17 protein-coding genes are annotated in these 21,224 nt (G+C 66.7%); 8 read left to right on the plus strand and 9 right to left on the minus strand.

Annotated elements, in window-relative coordinates; translation table 11 throughout:
* The first annotated feature begins 71 nt into the window (after window positions 1-71).
* Window positions 72-1,355: an isoprenylcysteine carboxylmethyltransferase family protein gene (locus tag APZ15_RS20990; protein WP_027790879.1), complete on the plus strand. Its 1,284-nt coding sequence runs from the start codon at window positions 72-74 to the stop codon at window positions 1,353-1,355.
* A 117-nt stretch (window positions 1,356-1,472) separates the two neighbouring features.
* On the opposite strand, the gene cml is transcribed toward APZ15_RS20990, so the two are convergent.
* Window positions 1,473-2,705 (minus strand): CmlA/FloR family chloramphenicol efflux MFS transporter, encoded by a 1,233-nt coding sequence (gene cml, locus APZ15_RS20995; RefSeq protein ID WP_027790878.1) that lies wholly within the window; start codon window positions 2,703-2,705, stop codon window positions 1,473-1,475.
* Between the two features lie 687 nt (window positions 2,706-3,392).
* Between cml and APZ15_RS21000 the strand changes: the two genes are divergently transcribed.
* Both APZ15_RS21000 and APZ15_RS21005 read left to right on the plus strand, forming a co-directional pair.
* On the plus strand, window positions 3,393-4,070 hold the full coding sequence (locus APZ15_RS21000; protein ID WP_027790877.1) for a hypothetical protein: 678 nt from the start codon (window positions 3,393-3,395) through the stop codon (window positions 4,068-4,070).
* 54 nt (window positions 4,071-4,124) lie between these two features.
* Window positions 4,125-4,697 carry an NADPH-dependent FMN reductase gene (locus APZ15_RS21005; RefSeq protein ID WP_027790876.1) on the plus strand — a complete coding sequence of 191 codons (573 nt, stop codon included), beginning with the start codon at window positions 4,125-4,127 and terminating at the stop codon, window positions 4,695-4,697.
* A gap of 79 nt (window positions 4,698-4,776) precedes the next feature.
* On the opposite strand, the gene APZ15_RS21010 is transcribed toward APZ15_RS21005, so the two are convergent.
* Window positions 4,777-5,094, minus strand: coding sequence for a DUF4148 domain-containing protein (locus tag APZ15_RS21010; RefSeq protein WP_027790875.1), 318 nt, complete (start codon window positions 5,092-5,094; stop codon window positions 4,777-4,779).
* 238 nt (window positions 5,095-5,332) lie between these two features.
* Here APZ15_RS21010 and APZ15_RS21015 point away from each other — a divergent pair, with 238 nt between their 5' ends.
* On the plus strand, window positions 5,333-5,836 hold the full coding sequence (locus tag APZ15_RS21015) for a DM13 domain-containing protein (protein WP_027790874.1): 504 nt from the start codon (window positions 5,333-5,335) through the stop codon (window positions 5,834-5,836).
* Between the two features lie 34 nt (window positions 5,837-5,870).
* Here APZ15_RS21015 and APZ15_RS21020 read toward each other — a convergent pair whose 3' ends face one another.
* From APZ15_RS21020 to APZ15_RS21035, 4 genes are read right to left on the minus strand one after another with little or no spacing between them, the layout of a single operon-like run.
* A complete protein-coding gene (locus tag APZ15_RS21020; RefSeq protein WP_027790873.1) occupies window positions 5,871-6,494 on the minus strand; it encodes a DUF2894 domain-containing protein in 624 nt (207 codons plus the stop codon).
* Complete coding sequence (locus tag APZ15_RS21025; protein WP_021163899.1) at window positions 6,491-7,135, minus strand: OmpA family protein; 645 nt, start codon at window positions 7,133-7,135, stop codon at window positions 6,491-6,493. The genes APZ15_RS21020 and APZ15_RS21025 overlap by 4 nt, the downstream gene beginning before the upstream one ends.
* Window positions 7,136-7,138: 3 nt before the next feature.
* Complete coding sequence (locus APZ15_RS21030; RefSeq protein ID WP_027790872.1) at window positions 7,139-10,186, minus strand: DUF802 domain-containing protein; 3,048 nt, start codon at window positions 10,184-10,186, stop codon at window positions 7,139-7,141.
* 10 nt (window positions 10,187-10,196) lie between these two features.
* Window positions 10,197-10,988, minus strand: coding sequence for a DUF3348 domain-containing protein (locus APZ15_RS21035; protein WP_027790871.1), 792 nt, complete (start codon window positions 10,986-10,988; stop codon window positions 10,197-10,199).
* A gap of 338 nt (window positions 10,989-11,326) precedes the next feature.
* On the opposite strand from APZ15_RS21035, the gene APZ15_RS21040 reads away from it, so the two are divergent.
* Complete coding sequence (locus APZ15_RS21040; protein ID WP_027790870.1) at window positions 11,327-12,538, plus strand: DUF1444 domain-containing protein; 1,212 nt, start codon at window positions 11,327-11,329, stop codon at window positions 12,536-12,538.
* A gap of 79 nt (window positions 12,539-12,617) precedes the next feature.
* On the opposite strand, the gene APZ15_RS21045 is transcribed toward APZ15_RS21040, so the two are convergent.
* Window positions 12,618-13,256, minus strand: a complete 639-nt coding sequence (locus APZ15_RS21045) for a LysE family translocator (protein ID WP_027790869.1) — start codon at window positions 13,254-13,256, stop codon at window positions 12,618-12,620.
* Window positions 13,257-13,538: 282 nt separating this feature from the next.
* Here APZ15_RS21045 and APZ15_RS21050 point away from each other — a divergent pair, with 282 nt between their 5' ends.
* Window positions 13,539-14,117 carry a hypothetical protein gene (locus APZ15_RS21050; RefSeq protein ID WP_027790868.1) on the plus strand — a complete coding sequence of 193 codons (579 nt, stop codon included), beginning with the start codon at window positions 13,539-13,541 and terminating at the stop codon, window positions 14,115-14,117.
* A gap of 107 nt (window positions 14,118-14,224) precedes the next feature.
* On the opposite strand, the gene APZ15_RS41050 is transcribed toward APZ15_RS21050, so the two are convergent.
* Window positions 14,225-16,519, minus strand: a complete 2,295-nt coding sequence (locus APZ15_RS41050; protein WP_034196023.1) for a Hint domain-containing protein — start codon at window positions 16,517-16,519, stop codon at window positions 14,225-14,227.
* Window positions 16,520-16,592: 73 nt separating this feature from the next.
* Window positions 16,593-19,070 carry a phage tail family protein gene (locus APZ15_RS21065; RefSeq protein ID WP_027790865.1) on the minus strand — a complete coding sequence of 826 codons (2,478 nt, stop codon included), beginning with the start codon at window positions 19,068-19,070 and terminating at the stop codon, window positions 16,593-16,595.
* Between the two features lie 212 nt (window positions 19,071-19,282).
* On the opposite strand from APZ15_RS21065, the gene APZ15_RS41055 reads away from it, so the two are divergent.
* Both APZ15_RS41055 and APZ15_RS21070 read left to right on the plus strand, forming a co-directional pair.
* Window positions 19,283-19,651 carry a hypothetical protein gene (locus APZ15_RS41055; protein ID WP_138143385.1) on the plus strand — a complete coding sequence of 123 codons (369 nt, stop codon included), beginning with the start codon at window positions 19,283-19,285 and terminating at the stop codon, window positions 19,649-19,651.
* A 170-nt stretch (window positions 19,652-19,821) separates the two neighbouring features.
* Window positions 19,822-21,201, plus strand: a complete 1,380-nt coding sequence (locus APZ15_RS21070; RefSeq protein WP_027790864.1) for an FAD-containing oxidoreductase — start codon at window positions 19,822-19,824, stop codon at window positions 21,199-21,201.
* Window positions 21,202-21,224: the final 23 nt, after the last annotated feature.

Raw genomic sequence — 21,224 nt, forward strand, 5'->3', positions numbered from 1 at the left:
AAAGCCCGGCCGATGGCCGGCGTCACCCGCCAAGCGGGGGCGCCGGCCTTCACCCGTACGAGGATCCGATCATGAACTCCACGCTTGACGGCATCGCCGCGGTCCAGGACCGCCCACCCCGTTCCGCCACGCCCCTGCGCGCCGGCCTGCTCGGCATCGCCGCCGGACTGTTCGCGCTGTGGATCACGCGCGGCCAGCCGACTTTCGATGCGGCCACGCGCGCGGTCATCGCCAGCCTCGCGATCATCGGCACGATCGCGCTGCACGAAATCTTCATCTCGCGCGTCTACCTGCGCCCGAGCGCGGGCCTGTCGCGGCAGGCCGTCCGCCCGCTCGGCATCGCGCGCGTCGCGACGCGGCTCGGCGCGCTGGCGTCGATCTATGCGGGCATCGGCGCGATCTACTGGCTGCTGCCCGAATACCACGGCGCGTTCTACCGGCCGTTCTGGTCGCTGCTGCGCTCGCTCGCGCCGTACGTGATCGTCGCCGCGCCGTTCTACTTCGCGTGGATGGATCGCCACCAGCGCGAGACCGACGACGCGTACCTGCTGTGGGGCCGCTTCCTGTTCCGCCGCGAGCAGCCCGCGAGCTGGAAGCCGGTGCGCGAAATGCTGGCCGGCTGGGGCGTGAAGGCGTTCTTCCTGCCGCTGATGACCGTCTACCTGTCGAAGGACGCCGATCACCTGACCGCGTCGCTCGCGAACGCGATGCACGCGCCGGCGACGATCGCGACCTTCATGTTCATGTACGACCTGTCGTTCACGATGGACCTGATGTTCGGCACCGTCGGCTACCTGTGCACGTTCCGCATTCTCGACAGCCACGTGCGCACCGTCGAGCCGACGACGCTCGGCTGGGTAGCCGCGCTGATGTGCTACCAGCCGTTCTGGTCGCTGTTCTCGAACAACTACATCCGCTACGAAGGCACGTTGTTCTGGGACAACTGGCTGCTGTCGGCCCCGACGCTGCGCGTGATCTGGGGCACGGTGATCATCCTGCTGCTGCTGACCTACGCGCTGTGCACGATCTCGTTCGGGTTGCGTTTCTCGAACCTCACCAACCGCGGGATCATCACGTCGGGCCCGTACCGCTTCACGAAGCATCCGGCGTACATCACGAAGAACCTGTCGTACTGGATGGTGTCGGTGCCGTTCGTCGAGCCGCTCGGCTGGCAGGTCGGGCTCATGCACTGCGCGGGGCTCGTCGCGGTCAACCTGATCTACTACACGCGGGCGAAGACCGAGGAACGGCACCTGATGCGCGACCCCGACTATCGCGCGTATGCCGAATGGATCGCGCAGCACGGGTTGTTCGCGCGGATGAGGCAGGCGTTCGGGCAGCGCGCGCCGGCCTGACACGGCGGCACAAGGCGGGGCCTGCTGGCCCGCCCACGGTTGACGGCACCGGCCGCGCGCCCGCGACTCCGCCGGAGCGCCGCGCCGCCGGAAATCGCCGTGCTTCGCCGCGCGCGCTCAGTCGAAACCGACGCCACGAGCGCGCCCGTCATGCAGATGGCCGGTCGCACGCGTCAGCCTCCTGATCGAGACGAAGCTCGCGAAGCCCATGCCGAAGCAGCAAGCCGCCAGCGGCCACGCGGTAGCCCCGTCGAACACCAACGTCGCAAGCGTGCCCACGCCGGTGACGATCACGCTCTGCACCGCGTAATAAAGCGCCACTGCCTTGCCGGCGACATCGCCGAAATCGCGCAGCGCACCGTTTGCCGTCACCGCCGACATCAGCACGATGCCGACCGCAACCAGCCACATCGGCATCACGAACGTCGCAAACGACGGCTTCGTCAGGATCGTGCCGAGCGCCAGCACGATCGCGCCCGCCATCATCGCGACCGCGCCTCGCGCCACGCAGCCCGCCTCGCCCCACTTCGACACGAATCTCCCGGCGAAGCGCGAGACGACGACCATGACGATCGCGACAGTCGCAAAGGCCACGCTGAACGACACGCGCGAGTAACCGGCCACACCGACCAGCACGCGCGGCGCGGTCGAGAAGAACACGAAGAACGCGCCCATCGAGGCCGCAAACGCGAGCGTGTGAACCCGGAACGGCCGGCTGCCGAGAATCGATGCGACGGACGGCCCCTGCCGGTTTGCCGCCCGCGGACGCGTTTCGTGCCAGCGCGGCCACGCGCGCCCGCATGCCAGCAGCCCCAGCAGGCCGAGCATCGCGAAGATCGCGCGCCATCCGCAGGCCGTCGCGATGGCCGCGCCCAGCAGCGGGCCCAACGCCGGCACGAACGCGAGCATCGCGCCGAACTGGCTGTAGATGATGCGGCCTTCGGGGCGGTCGGCATAGACATCGCGAACGGTCGCGAACGTGGCGACGAGCGCCGCCGACGCGCCCAACGCCTGCAGCACGCGCAACACGACGAACGGGACGCCGCCGGTGGTGACCGCAAGCGCCAGGGAAGCTACCGCAAAACACAGCGCGCCGCCCAGCATCACCGGCCGTCTGCCGATGCGATCCGACAACGGGCCGAAGATCATCTGGCCCAGGCCGAGGACGACCATGTAGACGCTCAGCGTCAACTGGACGACGGCCGGCGACGTGCCGAGCGCGGACGGCATGTCCGGGATCACCGGCAGGTACACGTCCATCGCCAGCGAAGCGAGGAGATCGAAAGGGGCCATCAGCAGGAGCGCCGACGGCAACGAATGGGCCCACACGGGCGTGGATTGTTCAGGCATGACAAGGCATCCGCTCAGAAAGGGAAATCTGGCGGCGATCTGCCTGGTCAGCGATGGACAACGGGAGATCGCCGCAACGACCGGTTAACGAAGGTCGTTGCGGCTCAGCGATCCGTGGACGGGCCAGCTCCCATGGAGGAATCCTTGCGTGGTGCGTTTTGCGTTGACCGTGCAGTGTAGTCGGTTCGCCAGGCCGGCACCAGCCGGGCGCGCGGTGCACGGCAGCGACTGTCCGGCCCGCCCGCCACTCAAGCCACGACACGCGCCCATGCGGCCAATTGTCGCGAAACGATGCGATTCTCCGCGTTTCGTCGCTTTTCTCCACCGATACGATTGCCCGCTCCCGGCGCCTCGCGTATGGTGCTGGCCGTCCGCGCCCGATCGGTCGCCCGGACACCCGACCGTCGTCGCGCACGACGGCCGCGCGGGCCGTGCCCGCCGTCACCGTCTCCGCGGCACCGCCCTTCGGCGCCGCGCATTCATGAGGAGAGAGACGTGATTCACAAAGTCCTGATCCTGTTCGCACTCTGCATCGCGGGCCTCGCCGCGATCGCCGCCGGTTTCCAGCACATCCCCAGCTGATTCGCGGCCCCGGCTCGCTTCGCCGAGCCCGGGGGCCGCACCCATTCCTCTCCCCTCTTGCGATGAACCACTTTCTCGGACCGCCCGGGACGGGCGCCTTTTGCCATGCGCATCGACGTACAGCATTCCCAGCACGACATCGACGATGAACTCGACTCGCTCTACGCACGCCTGCACCAGCCGGGCCATCGCCTGCACGGCCTGCCGGCCGTCGCGCTCGGCCGCTCCGGCCTGATCGTCCGCCACCGCGAGGCCGACGGCGAATACTTCCTGTACGTCGAGGATCCGGCCGCGCGCCAGCTCGCCGGCTATACGGTGTTCAACCGCCTGCCCGAAATCCCGCGTCGCGCCGACCGCTACCTGCGCGCGCCGCACACGCGGCTGCGCGGATCCGCGCAACGCAAGGGCCTCGCGACGACGCTGTATCGCTGGGGACTCGACGCCGGCCTGTGCCTGATCAGCGGTGCACGTCAGTCGATCGGCGCGGCGCAGCTGTGGACCGCGCTGGCCCATGACTATCGACACGGCTTCGTCGACATCGAAGGCCGCGCGCTGCGCTATCTCGGCGAAGCCGTTGCCGACGACGTGCACGGCGCGCTGCATACGCGTCGTCTGCTGCTCGGCAACGGGTGGGAAATCGGCGCATTCGCGCGCGCGGCCGGGATGGCCGACGTCGTTGCCGCAGAATGTCGCCACCCGGGATTTCCGCGGGAAAGGCGCGAACCGCACCGCTTGCACGGGAGCGCCCAAGCGCGTCACTCCACCCGTGCGCCGATGCGATAATCCGTCGGGCCGGCGCGCCCCCCTCGCGCAAACCACTCAACGACACGCTCCTCGATGGCTACCGAACTCCAATCCGATTCCGAGCGCCGCATCGACCTCGTCGCGTTATGCGGCAGCCTGCGTGCGCAGTCGTATAACGCGGCGCTGCTGGATGCGGCGGCACGCGTCGCGCCGCCCGGGACGCACATCACGCGCTTCGATCGCCTCGGCGAACTTCCGCTGTTCAACCCCGACGCAGAATATCCGTCGCCCGCCGCAGTGCGCGACCTGATCGATCGCCTGAACGCCGCCGACGGCGTGCTGATCGCGAGCCCGGAATACGCGCACGGCGTGACCGGCGTGATGAAGAACGCGCTCGACTGGGTCGTGGGATGCGAAGCGTTCGTGTACAAGCCGGTCGCGGTGCTGAACGCATCGCCGCGCGCGACGCATGCGGACGCGGCGCTGCGGGAAACGCTGTCGGTGATGTCGGCGCACATCGTCGAGCGCGCGTCGATCACGCTCCCGATCCTCGGCAGCCAGCTCGACGCGGCAGGCATCGCCGCGCATCCGCCGTTCGCGGCGGCGCTGGTCGAGGCGTTGCACGCGTTCGGCGCGGAGATTGCCGAAGGCACGCCAGCACGCTGACGTTGCGCAACATAAAGTCCATCGCAGTCCGGATTAATCGGACGCCGCGCCCATCGACGGGCGCAGCGTCCGGCACGGATCATCGTCCGCGATAGATCGGTCTATCGGCCGCCATCGAACCCGATTCGCTCGCGGCCGGTGCCGCCATTCCGTATCCGCTGGTATCGGCCGCCGACGTGCCGGTCGAACCGACCTTCTTCAACGCCTCCGCCAGCCGCGCCGGATAGTACGGGTCTTCGCCGTTCTGGCGGTAGCCGGCCGCACGCAGGGCGGCCAGTTCGGCCTTCACCTCCGCGCGCGTCACGGTGGACTGCGGCGCGGCCCACGCGGAAACGGAAATAGAAGCGGAAGCGGTCGCGGCAACCGTCGCGAGAACATACAGAGCAAGCTTGTTCATCTGATCTCTCCTGAGCATCGACGATGTTGTCGACGGAGAGTGAGTCGCGCCGCGTGCGCAAAGATGACACTCGCCGAAGAAGAAATCCGGCGTCGCGTCACGGTGCAGGTGCCACGCGGCACGCCGGCAGGAACGGCGTGTTGAACGAAAACCCGATCGGCTGTCAGATTCCACCGGCTCGCGCGACTACCGGCACGTGGCCCGGCGCCACCCTCCGTTTTCGTTCAAAGGGTCCGACATGAAAACCAGAATCTGGATACTGATCGCGTCGCATCTCGCGACGGGCCTCGCGGCGTTCGCCGCGGGCATCTACGTCCTGCCGATCCTCACGGCGACGGAAGGCGCAAGCGCCGTCGAACTGCAAGTGGCCGCGGAAAACGCGCGCCATACCGGCCGCTTCGAACGCAACCTGCCGGGCAGCGACGCGCTGCACTGGGCGGACGGCAAGCTGACCGTCACCGATTCGTCGATCGCGTTCGAGGGCGACATCGCACCGGGCCCCGACTACAAGCTCTATCTCGTGCCGGCCTTCGTCGATACGCGAGCGTCGTTCCTCGCGATCAAGGCGCGCGCCGTACGCGTGGGCGACCTGAAGACATTCGGCAATTTCGTCGTGGCGCTTCCCGACGACGTGAATCCCGCGCAATACACGTCGGTCGTGATCTGGTGCGAACGCTTCTCGAAATTCATCAGCGCGGCCCGCTATCAAAGCGCGCCGGCGTCGGGCCTGACGTCGATGTGACCGGCACGCGGCGGCGACGGTGCGCGCTGGCGCGCTACCGGGTCTTGGCGCGCGCGCCCTTCTTCACCGCCTTCGCGCGCGGGGCTTCCTTCTCGGGCTGCGCGGCGCCGCCGGCGAGATCCTCGAGCCATGCGAGCGCATCGACGTACGACAGGAACTGCTGCAGATATTCCGGCGACAGCTCGCGCATCGTCGCGAGCGACCGGTGCACGAGGCTGTTCGAATTGAGCGGCCCCGCGTTGCGCGGTACCTGGTCGAGCGACTGGCGGTACTGCTGTTCGGTGCGGACCTTCGACCACATCGTGCGGAAGTAGTCGACCAGCTCCGGATCGAGCCCGCGCCGGTCGGCCTGCGCATCGCGGCCGAGCCGTTCGACGAGCGCCGCCAGCGACGGGCCGCGTCCGGCCGCTCCATCGGCGGCTTGCGCGGTGTCGCCCGCGGCAGCCTTCGCTTCGTCGGCCCGCGCGACGACCGCCGCGAAGCCTTCGATCAGCGCGGCGAGCCGCGCGTCGAGCAGCCCGCGCGCGTTGCCTTCGAGCGCAGCCGCACGCCGCTCGAGCGCGTCGATCCGGAGAAAGCGCACGGGGTCGAGCCGGTCGGCGCCCTGCTCGCGCCATGCGTCGAGTGTCGCGCGAACATGCGTCGCGTCGTCGGTCACTTCGCGTTCCCTCCGTTCGATGCCGACTTGCGCGGCACCGGCGCGATCTCCACGCGACGGTTCTTCGCGCGGCCTTCATCGTCCGCATTCGAGCTGACCGGCTGTTCCGAGCCGAACGCGGCCGCGAACACCGACGACGCCGGCACGCCGGCGTCGATCATCGCGCGCGTGACCGTCAACGCGCGCTTGGCCGACAGTTCCCAGTTGTCCGCGAACTGGCGGTTGCCGGCATGCACCTGCTGGTCGTCGGCGAAGCCGCTGATCATCAGGATCTCGTCGCGTGTCTTCAGGTAGGCGGCGAGCGGTGCGGCCAGCGTCTTCAGCAGGTCGCGGCCGGCGGGCTGCAACTGGTCGGAGTTCAGCGCGAACAACACGTTGCCGCTGATGCCGATGCGTCCGTTCACGAGCGTCACGCGGCCGGCCGCGAGCGGCCCGGCGAGCGCCTGCTCGAGCGACTTGCGCTGCTGCGCTTCCTGCTGGCGCGCGCGCACGGCTTCCTCGAGCTTCGACGTGAGCTGCAACTGCATGCCGATCACGCCGACGAGGATCAGCACGAACGCGCCGAGCAGCACCGACATCAGGTCGGCGAACGCGGGCCACACCGGCGCGGAGGACGCGCCGCCGTCGATTTCGTCGTGCATGCGTTACGCTCCGACGGACGCCCGCCGGCCGGCGAGCTGCTGCAGGTCTTCGACGATCTGCTTCTGCGACATCATGCTCAGGTCGATCACCTCTCGCGCCTGCGCGACGTAGTACTCGAGCTGCTCGTCGCTGCGCGCGAGCGACTTCTCGAGCGCGGCCTCGATGCGTTGCAGGTGGGTCAGCAGCTTGTCGTTCGACTCGCCGAACACCTGCACGGCCATCCCGAACGCATCGCCGAGGCTCGCGACTTCGACCGCGCCCGCCGTGACTTGCGCGGCCACCGAGTCGAGCTTGCGCGTTTCGGCGTCGACGGTGTCGTTGAAGCGCGCCCCGACGCGGTCGAGCAGGTCGGCCGACGTGCTGACGAGCGCGTCGATCGCGGTGCGCTGTTCGGTCGACGCGTGATTGACCGCGCCGAGCAGCGTTTCGAGCGTCGCGAGCAGGCGGCTGCGTTCCTCGAGCATCGCGGTGTCGTGTACCAGGCTGTCGGACAGGCGCTGGCGCAGCTCGGCGACGACGTCGGCCGCGGCCTTCGGCGCCTCCGACGCAGCCTGCACGAGGCGCGCGATCTCGTTGATCGTGTCGCTCGCATGCACCTGCGCCTGCGCGGTGATGTCGTTCGCGGTGCGGGCCAGCGTGTCGCAGATGTCCTGCTGGCGCGTCGCGGCCTGCGCGCTCGTGTGCGCCCATTCGTCGCGCAGCGCGGCCGCCATCGCGGCGAGCGAGTCGTTCCACGCGGCGAGGCGTTGTTCGTCGCGGGCGGCCAGTTGCGTCTGCAAGCCCGTGTGCGAATCGCGGATCGTCGACAGCAGGTCGTTCGAGCGTTGTTCGAACGTTGCAGCCTGTGCGGTCAGGTCGCGCGTCGTTTGCGCGAGTGCGTCGCAGATTTCCTGCTGACGGCCCGCGCTGTGCACGCCTGCGCGTTGCCATTCGTCGCCCAGCTTCGCGGCCATCGCGGCGAGCGATTCGTTCCACGCGGTGAGGCGTTCTTCGTCGCGCGCGGCCAGTTGCGTCTGCAGACCGGTGTGCGAATCGCGGATCGTCGACAGCAGGTCATTCGAGCGCTGTTCGAAGGTCGAAGCCTGCGCGGTCAGGTCGCGCGTCGTTTGCGCCAGTGCGTCGCAGATTTCCTGCTGACGGCCCGCGCTGTGTACCCCCGCACGCTGCCATTCGTCGCCGAGCTTCGCGGCCATCGCGGCCAGCGATTCGTTCCACGCGGTGAGACGTTCCTCGTCGCGCGCCGCCAGTTGCGTCTGCAGGCCCGTGTGCGACTCGCGAATCGTCGACAGCAGGTCGTTCGAGCGTTGTTCGAACGTTGCAGCCTGTGCGGTCAGGTCGCGCGTCGTTTGCGCGAGTGCGTCGCAGATTTCCTGCTGACGGCCCGCGCTGTGCTCGCCTGCGCGTTGCCATTCGTCGCCGAGCTTCGCGGCCATCGCGGCCAGCGATTCGTTCCACGCGGTGAGGCGTTGTTCGTCGCGCGCCGCCAGTTGCGCCTGCAAACCCGTGTGCGACTCGCGAATCGTCGACAGCAGGTCGTTCGAGCGCTGCTCGAAAGCCGAAGCCTGCGCGGTCAGGTCGCGCGTCGTTTGCGCGAGTGCATCGCAGATTTCCTGCTGACGGCCCGCGCTGTGCTCGCCTGCGCGTTGCCATTCGTCGCCGAGCTTCGCGGCCATCGCGGCCAGCGATTCGTTCCACGCGGTGAGGCGCCGTTCGTCGCGCGCGGCCAGCTCGGTCTGCAGCCCCGCGTGCGACTCGCGCATCGCGGCAAGCGTCGCGCCCGAATGGCGTTCGAACGTCGCGGCGGCCTCGCCCAGCGCACGCGCATGCTGGCCGGCCAGCGTCTCGCCGACCTGCTCCTGGCGCACCAGCGCATCGCGCCAGGCATCCGACAGGCGGCTTTCGGTCGATTCGAGGCGCGTCGCGACGCCGTCGAGCAGGTCCGTCGAACGCTGCGCGAAGGTCTCGGTGAACTGGCCGAGCGTCGTCTGCAACTGCTGTGCGACGGCATCGCCCGCGCGGCGCTGTTCGTCGAGCGCGCGGCTCCAGACGGCCGTCACGTTGCCGGTGGTCTTCTCGAAGCCGTCCGTCAGCCCGTCGAGCTGACGCTGCACGGCGCCCGTCACGGTGTCGCGCAGCGCGGCCATCTCCTGCGCGAGCCCCGTCATCGTCGCGGCGACGACCGGCTGCAGCGCGGCACCGGCCACGCGCGCGCTTTCGGCGGCGCTTTCCTTCAGCGCGTCCCCGACATTCGACGCGAGGCCCGCATACGCGCGCTCGGTCCGATCGAAGAACGCTTGCTGGCTTTCGATCTGGCGATCGTGCAGCGCGACGCTGCGCGCCTCGAGCGACGTCATCATCGTCTGCAGGCGGTCGACCAGCGCCGGCATCACGTCGGCCTGGCGCTGCAGCAGCCGGAACGACTCGTCGCGCTGATGCGCGGACGAGTGCACACGCAGCGTCGTCGCGATCTTCGCGTCGAGCTGCTGGGCCGCGTCGATCCGCTCGCGGCGCACGAGCGCGGACAGCAGGCCGAGCATCGCGGACGCCGCGACGCCGGCAATCGACGTGCCGAATGCGAAGCCGAGGCCCTTCACCGGCGCGATCAGCGACGCGCGGATCGCGTCGAGATCGGTCGCGCTTTCGAGCGCGGCGCCCGTGCCCTTCAGCGTGACGACCATCCCGAGCAACGTGCCGAGCATGCCGAGCAGCACGAGCAGGCCGACGAGATAAGGCGTGAGCGACGGGCCCGGCAGCGCGACGCGCGCGCCTTCGACCCGCGCGCGCACGGCGCCGCGCAGGCCCGGGTGCAACGTATCGAGCCACGTGTCGAGCTTCGCGGGCGCCTCGGTCAGGCCGGCGACCGCGTGCGACAGCGTGGCGGTGGCCTGCCGGTAGCGCAGCAGTTCCCATGCGCCGGCGACGTAGCACGCGGCGATCAGCAGCGTGACGGCCGACGCCAGCGGGTTCGACGCGACATAGCCGACGCCGATCCAGCCCACAGCGAGCAGACCGGCGACGAAGACAACGAGATCAAGGCGAATTCTGGACATAGCGTGTTGATTAGCAGGTGCGAAGGGCCGCGAGCAGCCCGTCTACCGTTTGAAACCGGACTTCGAGTTCGGCAAGCAGGATGCTTTGCATCTCGTCGCGAAACGTATCGAGCCATGCGCCTGGCACGATCGCCGCGACGGCCGGGCTGTTGACGATCGCCGCGCCGTCATCGGCGGGATCGGCCGTGGCCGCGGATTCCGCTGCGGCTGCGGCCGCGGCTTCGGCATCGGCCAGCGCCTGCCGCTCCGCGTCGCGCAGCCGCCCGAAGCGCGTACCGAGCAGCGCGGGCACGGCCGACAGCAGGCTGCGCTCGCGCGCGCCGAGCACGCGCTCCATGATCGCGTCGAGCGTCGCGAGCCGCGCCATCCCGGACGAGCACGCGGCGAGCGCGACCCGCAGGCGCCCACGCAACTGGCCGATCGCCGTTTCCATGTCCTGCTGCAGGGACAGGTAACGCTGGCGGAAGTCCGCGAAATCGGCCGTGTCGGCGGCCGGCGGCGGCGGATCGCCGGGCCGGCGCCGCGCACGCGGCCGGTTGGCGGCCGTGATCGCCTGCGCGAGCTCGTGGCGCACGCGCGCGCAGTCGCGCTCCGCGTCGTAACCGCGCACGCCGGCCGCGACGCCGGGCGGACTCGCATTCAGCGCGGACGACAGCGTGATCGCATCGGTCCAGCCGAGCCACTGGCTCAGCCGGTCGGACAGCGTCTGCCGGGATTCCGCGACGTCGGCATCGGCCAGGCGCGCGAGCAGCCGGACGAGCGCCGGGCCGCTCAGCGCCGGGCGCGAAGGTGCTTGCACCATGCTGCAAACCGTCAAAAAAGGCAGCAGTTTACACGTCGCCGGGAGGTCGACCGCCAGAATCGGGGAAGCGCCACCGCCCGGTGGCGCGTGCGGCACTCGCGAACGCCCGCCACACAAGGCTTGGCGGGCGGCCGGGGGTTGCCGCGGCGACGGTTCTGCCGCCCTTGCCCGCCGCCGCATCGCCCGCCGGTTGCGAATTCGGGCCGCCGAGACCCGCCGCGTTGCGCTACCATCGCAGCACCCGTCGGGCCACGCGTGCCGGCCGCGGGCTGCGCCCCCGAGACCGGGTGCCACCGACCCACAACGAACAACAAACGGGCCCGGCCCGACCGCACACGATGCTTGCCAACCTCGTCACGCGCCTGCGCGACCGTTTCGGCAAACCGCCGACCCCGCAGGCCTTCGCCGAACGCCTGATCGCCACGCTGCGCGCATCGGGCGACACGCGCACCTGGCGCCACGAGGACGAGAAAGGCTGTCTCGTCCAGTCGGATGCTCCGTCGACCATCATCAACCTGCACAACCTGTTCCGCGACTACGCGGCCGCGAAGCCGTCCGAGCGCGACACCGTGCTGAAACGGCAAGCGAGCGCGATGATGCAGCACGAGATCCCCGAGGATTTCGCCGCGGCACGCGCGAAGCTGCGGCCCGTGATCCGCAGCGCGACCGAGCGCGGCGTGACCGCGCTGCAACTGGCCGGGCAGCCCGGCGTAACGGAACTGGCATTCCGGCCGCTGTGCGAGAACATCGAAATCGGCATCGCGTACGACGGCGAGTTCAACATCGCGCGCCTGCCGACCTCGACGCTCGACGAATGGGGCATCTCGTTCGACGACGCATGCGAGATCGCGATCGACAACCTGCGGGCCGAATCGTCGGCGCCGTGGGCCGCGCTGCCGAACGGGGTGTTCCTGTCGCAATTCAACGATTCCTACGACGCGGCGCGGCTGCTGCTGACCGACCTGCTCCACCGGCAGCCGATCGCCGGCGCGCCGGTCGTGATGGCACCGAACCGCGCGGTGCTGCTGCTCACCGGCGACCGCAATCCGGCCGGGCTCGCCGCCATGGTCGACCTCGCCGAACAGGCGCAGGCGCAGCCGCGCCCGCTGCCGCCGCTGATGCTGCGCTGGGACGGCACCGCGTGGCGGCGTTTCGTGCCGGAAGGGCTCGAAACGAAGCTGGCCGCGCTGCGCATCGGCGAGCTCGCGGGCGACTACCAGGATCAGCGGATGCTCCTCGACGACGTGCATGAACGCGACGGCACCGACGTTTTCGTGGCGACCTACTCGGTGTACAAGCGCCAGGACGGCAGCCTGTTCAGCGTCGGCGTATGGAGCGACGGCGTGCACACGCTGCTGCCCGAGACGGATATCGTCGCGCTCCATCGCGAGTCGACCGGACAGTCGGCCTACGTACCGATGGCCGAGCTGCTGAACACGTGCGGCGACCTGATGACGGCCACCGGGCATCGCCCGGTGCGTTATGAAGTGAAGGTGTTTCCCGACGACGCGCGGTTCGCGGCGCTGCTGGAGCGGTTCAGCGAAGCCTGATGCCGAAGCGCGGTGCGCGCCGGCGGCCGGCCGCTGGAATGGCCGGCCGCCGTGCGATGCAGAACAGGAATGGAAGCGCTCAGATTCCCGCTTTCGGCGCGTTCAGGATCAGCCGCAGCCCGAGCAGCGTGATCGCGCCGGCCGCGACGCGGTCGACCCACTTCTTCGCGCGCAGGTAGAGCTCGCGCGGCCGGCGCGTGGAGAAGCACAGCGCGACGATCGTGTACCAGCCGAACTCGACGCCGAACACGAGCGGCGGCAGCGCCAGGTAGCACCACAGCGGCGGATGCTGCGGGAGCAGCGCCGCGAAGATGCTGCCGTACCAGATCGCCGTCTTCGGGTTGCTGAGCTGGGTCGTGAGGCCCGTCCAGAACGACTTGCGCGCGCTGCCGCCGCCCATCGCCTGCGGATCGTCCATCGCGATCGGCCGGTCGGCGCCGCGCCAGATCTTCGACGCCATGTAGATCAGGTACGCGCCGCCCGCCACCTTGAGGCCCACGTACAGCCATTCGACGGCCTGCAGCAGCGTGTAGAGCCCGGCCAGCGCGACGCCGCCGAACACGATGCCGCCGATGCCCATGCCGAGCGCGGTGGCCAGCCCGTCGCGGCGCGACAGCCCGATCGCATTGCGGGCCACCAGCACGAAGCTCGGGCCCGGAATCATCGCGCCGAGAAACAGCGCAGCCAGGATGGCGAGTACGGCAGCCGATGCGGTCATCGAAATCTCCTTGGTGAGCGACGCCGAAGCGCCGGCGCCTGCGTGTCGTGTCCGACGGTCGAGCCGCCGATTCTGGCACGCTTCGCGCATGGCCGAAAGCCGCGTGGCGCTGCTATGCTGGCCCTCTTTCCCGTCAATCGCGCCAGTCGCGCCGCCCACCATGATCGAGATCCGCGCCGCCCATCGCGCTCAATCCGGTGCCGGGCACCGCGTTTCCCGGGCGGGATTTGTCGCCCCGCGCGATCGGCCACCCTCTTCCTCTTTTCGACCGGACACCCCGTCATGCGCGTTTTCCACCTGCCCATCGTGCTCGCCTCGCTGCTCGCCGTGCTTTCGCCCGGCGCCCGCGCCGGCGACCTGCCGAAGTCGATCGCCGCGCAGCTGCCGGCCGGCTACCAGCCGCTGCTCGCGCAAGCCGGGCCGGATCTCGACAACGGACGGCACAGCTTCCTCGTCGTCGTGCACCGGGCGGTCGATACGCGCGAGCAGCCGTCGCCGCGCCCGCTGCTGATCTTCGAGGAGCAGGCCGACCACGCGTTCCGGCTCGCCGCGCGCAATGACCAGGTCGTGCTGCGCGCGAACGAAGGCGGCCAGTGCGATCCGTTCGATCCGGACGATGCCGCCGACAACGGCTTCGCGGTGAAAGGCCGCTATTTCACCGTGCAGAACTTCGTCGCGTGCGGACAGCACTGGACCGACTACGTGACGTTCCGCTACGACCCGCACACGCATGGCTGGGTGTTTTCGAACCGGATCGTCACCGAATCGTTTCCGCTCGACGACCAGCCCGATCACGTCACCGTCACGCGCGCAGACGCGCACCGGCCGGTGTCGTTCGGTCAGTGGAAGCGCAAGGACTGAGAACGGCGCGAACAGCGGAAGGTCGACTGCATGTCCGGCGCGCTCGCCTGCGCGCTCTGCCCGCGTTCCGCTCTGGAACGGACAGCATCAGCAATCCAGGAACTTCATCATCTGCCGGCCAAGCCTTCGAGCGTCGTGAGTATCGGCGCGACCATTGCTGTCCCGAGCGCGTTGGAATATGCCAGGGCTGCCTCCTCTGTCCAAAGACCGCTGTGTGCCAATTCGTCCTCGGCCGTCCGCCGCGTAAGCAAGCGAGTATCGAATCGGATCGTGCCGACGGCCGTTCCGGCCGCGTCGAAAAGCTGTGCCGACTGGAAGCAATGGGCTCGATCGCCGATGACGAGGGGAGCCGCACCTGACAACGCCGGAACGGAGGCGCCATCCATCACGACCGCGAAAGTCAGGCCGCCCGTCGCGCCCAGTTTGGCTCTGTCGAGGTGAATCAACTGATCGAAATAGTGATGAAAACGGGTGTTCGCCCTGCCGCTGCGGTTCCACATCGTCGTGGATGCGGATTCGCTCTGTCCTTGCGCGCGAACTTCCATCCGGATTTGGCTGGCGGTCTGGACAGGCGTGCCGGGCGCCAGCGCCATATCGAATATCGTGACCACGACGATCTCGCCGGAGGGCTCGGCCGGTTTTCTCCAGCCCAATGCCACCGATGCCGTCAGCCACGTGACGATGGTGGACATGAATCCGTCGAAGAATGCCGCGATCGCACTGGCGCCGACGACGTCGACCGAACCGAGATCCCGATACAGCTTGTCGATCCGCTCGAATAGTGGCCGCACGGGCGTCGGCGAGCCAAACGAGGGCACCGTGCGAAGTGCTGCGTCGAGCCCGGCATCGAAAATCGCCGCGCCAAATCGATGCACGAGTTCCCGCGTTGTCACCGGCCAACCGGAGAGCGTCGGGCCGCCCGCAGCAATCAGCCCCTCTAGCGCGGCAACCACCGCGACGGCAGCCGCGCCCGCCTGAGCCAGCACGGGGAATTCCGGCGACACGAGATAGAACCGGCCGTCCTTGCCGGCCCAGAATTCCTGTCTGGCGCCTGTCGTGACAAGAAGATTCAGGTCGTACAAGTAGTCGTCGCCAGTTCCCCGAGGCACCGGCTCTACCGTGGTCACGTCCACCGGAAACGACTCGCTTGACTCGGGGCGACGGCCGGTCAGCACACATCCCGTGGTCAGTTTTCCTATGCCGTCTTCGCTCAGTGTCGGTACCATCCAGGCCAGATGTGACGGATCGGCGGCAAGAATCGCGGGGGCCGTTGCACGGGAATCGGACGCGGACGCATTCAGGAAAGGATGCGTATCGGTAAACACGGGGCCACCGCCGTTGATCCGATAGAGTTTCCGTTCGCCGAGTTGAGGTCGAGCGACAAAAGCCACGACAGCCGCACCGTCACGCGTCATCACGGTATCGCCCGGTTTTACCTGATTCAGCGGCACCGGAACCCCTGCCCCCGAGAGGACTTCCGTGTCGCCGGTCAAGCAGCAACTGCTTGGCGGAGCCCGAAAGGGACTTCCCGGCTGACCACCGGCGGTGAACTCATAGCAGTTGCCATTCGGCATCCGTGCGGGCATGCCTCGACCATAGCTGGGAAGATAAGTGGTTTCCTGAATGGGTTTCGCCGTATCGCCGCCGACATCGTCGAGGTCGATATCGGGTTTGTCGCGCAGTGCTTCGGCATAGCCTCGCCAGTTGCTGCGATTGACCTGTGGCGGGATCGGCAGGCCCGCTGCAGTCAGTTCATCGATCAATGCATCCACTTGGGCGTCATCCGCGCCTAATGCGATGTATTTCGCATATTGGTTGAACATCTCCCAATCCGGGCTTGTCCACATACCCGCCTGGTACCACAGCTGCCGATTGATGACGTTGCCGAGCAACGCGTCGTGAAACTGCTGTCTGGCCGTTGCATGGTCGACCTGATTCAACAGATTGATCAACGGCGGAAAACTGGCTGCGAGGACGCGTGCGTAGGGCCGCGCGCAGCGGCCGCGCACCGTCGCGTTGAACGAAGCAACGTCATGATTGATTTTGTCCGCTCTCATTTGCCCTCGAATCCGACTGCCAAGATCCTGAATCGACTGGCACAGTACCGCGACAGAGAAATTCGCCCACCAGCCGTCATCGAGACCCATGTCGGACATGAGCGGCAGCAGTGGATCCGGTTGGTAATCGGCGAAGAAAATGCTGCGAAACGACGGCCCCGTTCCGAATATCTGTGAATAATTGCCGGGCAGCGCTCCCTTCAGCCGATTGACCAGTAGCGCATGCAGACGGCGGCCACCGCTGTAGTCAGGCAGTAAGTTGACCAATTGCTCGATAACGGAGTCGGGAGCCGAGTCGGAAGACCCGCTCAGCCGAATCGCGGTTCGTTGAACGGTAAGCAGCAAGGCAATCTCCTGGCAACGTGCGATTGAAAGAGAGTGGGGGTCGAGCCGCCGTGCGGGGGCTCGACACTTGCCGTTACGCGGAAACAGCGAACCCTTGGTTGACCATCGGGCCGTTGACGAACTCGGTGATCGGATCCGGTGCCGGGGTAGGCGGTTCGATCAGGTTCCAGATGAACTGCACGAGGATGACAATGACGCCGACCACTGCAATGGCGAGACCCACCGGCCCTGCCCAGCCGACGCTGAACAACTCGAGTCCGATGAACACGACGTCCGCCAGCGCAAAAAACGTATTCAACGCTTCAAAGACAATCTCTCTCACCGCGCCCGATTTGATTGCGTCGTAAAGCATGAAGGACGACAGGATCATACCGACGACGGCCAACGCCGGCCCGATTCGCCGTGCCATGAATTCGGCGCTACTCTCTCCGAAAATGGTCACGAATGCTTTCCCGAGTTTGCCCTCGGGAACGATCTTCCCGCCCGCCTTGAACCATGTGGCAATGTCTCCGGCGAAAGCGCGAAACGCCCCGCCTTCCGCTGCCTTGGAAAAATTCTCGAGAAATCTTCCAACGCCAATGGACATCATCTTCTGCACGCCCTTGACCAATGTCGCGAGCGCAAGCAAGCCGAGATTGATTTTCTCGATGATTTCCTTCGGTGTAAGTGGCCTGCCGGGGTTGTCGGCAAGCGAGTAAATAAGGTATCCAGCCGAGGCGCCGTAAAACACGACTGTCAACACGCCGCCGACTTTGCCTTTCCTCGAGAGCTCGCCCCATGCCTTGTATTGCTGGCCGTCCAGCCTTTGACCAATCATTCCCTGCAGCTCGGGATCCTGCGCGATCCGTGATAGGGGCTGGTTTCCCTTCTTCAATTGGTACTCGGTAATCGCGGCGGCGATGCCGTCCACCAGATTGTGAATCGAATCCGTTGTCGTGATCAGCGTCTTGAGCAGTTCCTGATTTTCCAACGCCGCTTGTTGCTGGATCTGATCCATGAGTGTCGGATCGACCTTGCCGGCGATCGCTTGCTCGATGAGGCTCGTGAGGAATGGTTTCAGATCGTCGGACCAACGTGACTTCGAGTAATTGACACCGAGCAGCGCCGCATAAGCGATGGTCATGAAACGCTGGCCGTAATTGCCGTCCGGATCCAGAACCTGCAATTTCACGTACCACTCGTACATGCGCTGGCGGACGTTATCGAACATCTTGCTGGCGACCTGGATCGACCAGGTCAACAGGTTGGCCTCGTCCGAGAGCCACGCGAAGTAGTCCGCTGCCCACTTCTTGGGGTTGTCCTGCAAGTACGGTTGCATTTCCGGAACGCCGTCGCGATAGCCCTCGATGTAGAGCGCGTTGCTCGCCTCCTGATACGCGAGGCTCTCGTCTTTGTCGCCGCCCTTGGTATCGCCCAGCGATTTCCAGCTCTGCTTCATCGCATCGCCCTTGATGCGCTTTATCAGGTCGGCGTAAGTCGGACTGGTGCCCAGGTTGTCATACAGCATTTGCCCGGTGCCGAGGACTGCCTTCTTCTGGAAAAAGCTCTTCTTGTCGTTGAATACTTTCTGGACGCCGCCCGGAAGCGAATAGGCATGCCCGTATATCCCTTCAATCCACTTGCTGTCCAGCGCGTTGACCAGGCATTTGTTGAAGTATCCGCCGCAGGTCGTCTGCGCGTGATCGATGGTCATCCGGTTGCCGTCCTTGTCGGTGACGACAGTCAGTGACGATATGTTGTCGAGATCCTGCAGCGTGCGCGTGGCGGCATCGCCTTCGAGAGGCGTCGAGATGCGCGCAGTCGTTGCCAGCGCCGCAGCACCCTCGCGCACTTCCGCGAAAACCCTGGACCGCTGCTCGGATATCGATGGCGTGGAACTGCCGAACCAGCAATACGCTTCTTCGTCGTCAGACGTGTATTCGCCGCCAAAGGTTCGGTTTCCGGAGTAAAGCGTGATAACGAAGCTGTCTTGCGGTCCTGGTGGATCAAGTTGAGGAACCATCTCCAGCGTGGTTTCGCCTTTTTTGCGATCGACGGCTGTGACGCGAACCCGGTTGCTGACATCGACGTGGCCCAATAAATAGGTAACGGTCAGAACATTGTCAATCCACTGCGCCTTGATGCTGAATTGATCCCAGGCAACAGACGGTGCATTCGGATCGCATTTGACAGCCGGATCGTCTTTGGTTTTCGGTTTGGGTCTGAGATACCGTTTCGTGTCGAAGACATTCGCGAGCGCAACGCCCCGGATTGCCTGAGGTGCGTCACCCGCAACCGCCAGCGTTCCCACGAAGGCCGAGCCGCATTCCGTCAGATTCAAGCGAGCGTTATAGCGTTGCCGACCGGTGCCGCCCTGCAATACCAATGAATGGTTGGAACCGTTGTACCCGATATTGTGCGCATGCACACCGTTGTGGGTCACCGCGTCTTCCAGAACAACCATCTGCCCATGCGCGACCCATGACGTGCCGTCGTAGATCTCGGTTTCGTAGATATTCTGATGGGCGCACTTGCAGTCACTTAACGAATGCTCGACTCTCGTGAGAAACATTGCAGTTCTCCTTCATTGTGAAGTGGCAAATGACGTGCGCGCAACCGTCCCTCGCGATGTTTCAGTCGCACTCACGGGAACGACGCAAAAACCCGTCGAGGTTTTGCGTCGAAACATACGCGTGAATCAATGCTGCTTTTTCAGAAATCGGGAAATCAGGGGAGTCGGAAGGCGACTCGAGAAAGGCGGGCAAGACAAAGGAAGGGCACCCCGTGGAACCCTCGTTTGAATCCATCCTCGATTATTTAATTGTCGCAATTATGCGGAACGGAATGTCCGGGCAATTGTTGTATCGTGCCGAGAAAAAGTCAATCGAAGTCGTCGCGAAATGCATTTCCCCATGCGAATCGTCATGCGTTGATGCGAGCGTCACGATTATGGCAACGGTCTGGATGATTCATGCGTTTCCGGAAACTGAATTTCAAACATCCGCCGAACCTTGCCAATCGTCGTCCTCGCTTTCATCCCTCGACACCCTGCCTGAAAAGCAGGCAGGACCGGTTGATTGCCCGGCTCGATTTGCAGTCGGCATGAGCAAGGCCGCGCCGACGCGAAAGAAAGCCGGGCGGTCGACGAATTGACACCCCGCCGCCCCGGGCGATCGATGCAGGGACGCCGCGCGAATCGGGACCGCTCGCGACGCCCCGTCAACAGGTCTACCATAGGCGCTCGTCGCCCGTCGGGCGACCGCCGGCACGGCATACACCCTGCGCCCGCCCCTTCCCTCGCTGCACCCGCACAGGAGGACGTCATGACGCAACACTTCGACGCGATCGTCATCGGCACCGGGCAAGCCGGGCCGCCACTCGCCGCGCGGCTGTCCGCCGCCGGAATGAAGGTCGCGATCATCGAGCGCGGCCGCTTCGGCGGCACCTGCGTGAACACCGGCTGCATCCCGACCAAGACGCTGATCGCGAGCGCGTACGCCGCGCACCTCGCGCGGCGGGCCGGCGAATACGGCGTGTCGGTCGGCGGCCCCGTCACCGTCGACATGAAAGCCGTGAAGGCGCGCAAGGACCAGATCTCCGGCCGCTCGAACCACGGCGTCGAGCAATGGGTGCGCGGACTCGCGAACACCACCGTGTTTCAGGGTCACGCCCGCTTCGAGCGCGCCGATGCGGTGCGCGTGGGCGACGCGCTGCTCGAGGCGGAACGCATCTTCATCAACGTCGGCGGGCGCGCGCAGGTGCCCGCGATGCCGGGCCTCGACACGGTGCCGTACCTGACCAACTCGACGATGATGGACGTCGACTTCCTGCCCGCGCACCTCGTGATCGTCGGCGGCAGCTACGTCGGGCTCGAATTCGGCCAGATGTATCGCCGCTTCGGGTCGCGGGTCACGATCGTCGAGAAGGGCCCGCGCCTGATCCGCCGCGAGGACGAGGACGTGTCGCAGGCCGTGCGCGAGATCCTCGAAGGCGAAGGGATCGACGTGCAGCTCGATGCGACCTGCCTGAGCGCACGGCGCGACGGCGACGGCATCGCGGTCGGCCTCGACTGCGCGGGCGGCGGCCGCGAGGTCGCGGGCTCGCACCTGTTGCTCGCGGTCGGACGCGTGCCGAATACCGACGATCTCGGGCTCGACCGTGCCGGTGTCGCGACCGACGCGCGCGGCTACATCGAGGTCGACGAGCAGTTGCGCACGAACGTGCCCGGCATCTGGGCGCTCGGCGACTGCAACGGGCGCGGCGCGTTCACGCATACCGCATACAACGACTACGAGATCGTCGCGGCCAACCTGCTCGATAACGATCCGCGCAAGGTGTCCGACCGCATCACGGCGTACGCGATGTATGTCGATCCGCCGCTCGGCCGCGTCGGCATGACGCTCGCGGAAGCGAAGCAGACGGGCCGCCGGCTGCTCGTCGGCACGCGCCCGATGACACGCGTCGGCCGCGCGGTGGAAAAAGGCGAAAGCCTGGGGTTCATGAAGGTGATCGTCGACGCGGACAGCCATGCGATCCTCGGCGCGACGATCCTCGGCGTGACGGGCGACGAAGTCGTGCACGGGATGCTCGACGTAATGGCCGCGGGCGCGCCGTACACGACGATCGGCCGCGCGATGCACATCCATCCGACCGTGTCGGAGCTCGTGCCGACACTGCTTCAGGATCTGCATCCGGTCGAATGACGCGCGACCCGGCGGGCGACCGC

The organism is Burkholderia cepacia ATCC 25416 (assembly GCF_001411495.1).
GTDB lineage: Bacteria > Pseudomonadota > Gammaproteobacteria > Burkholderiales > Burkholderiaceae > Burkholderia > Burkholderia cepacia.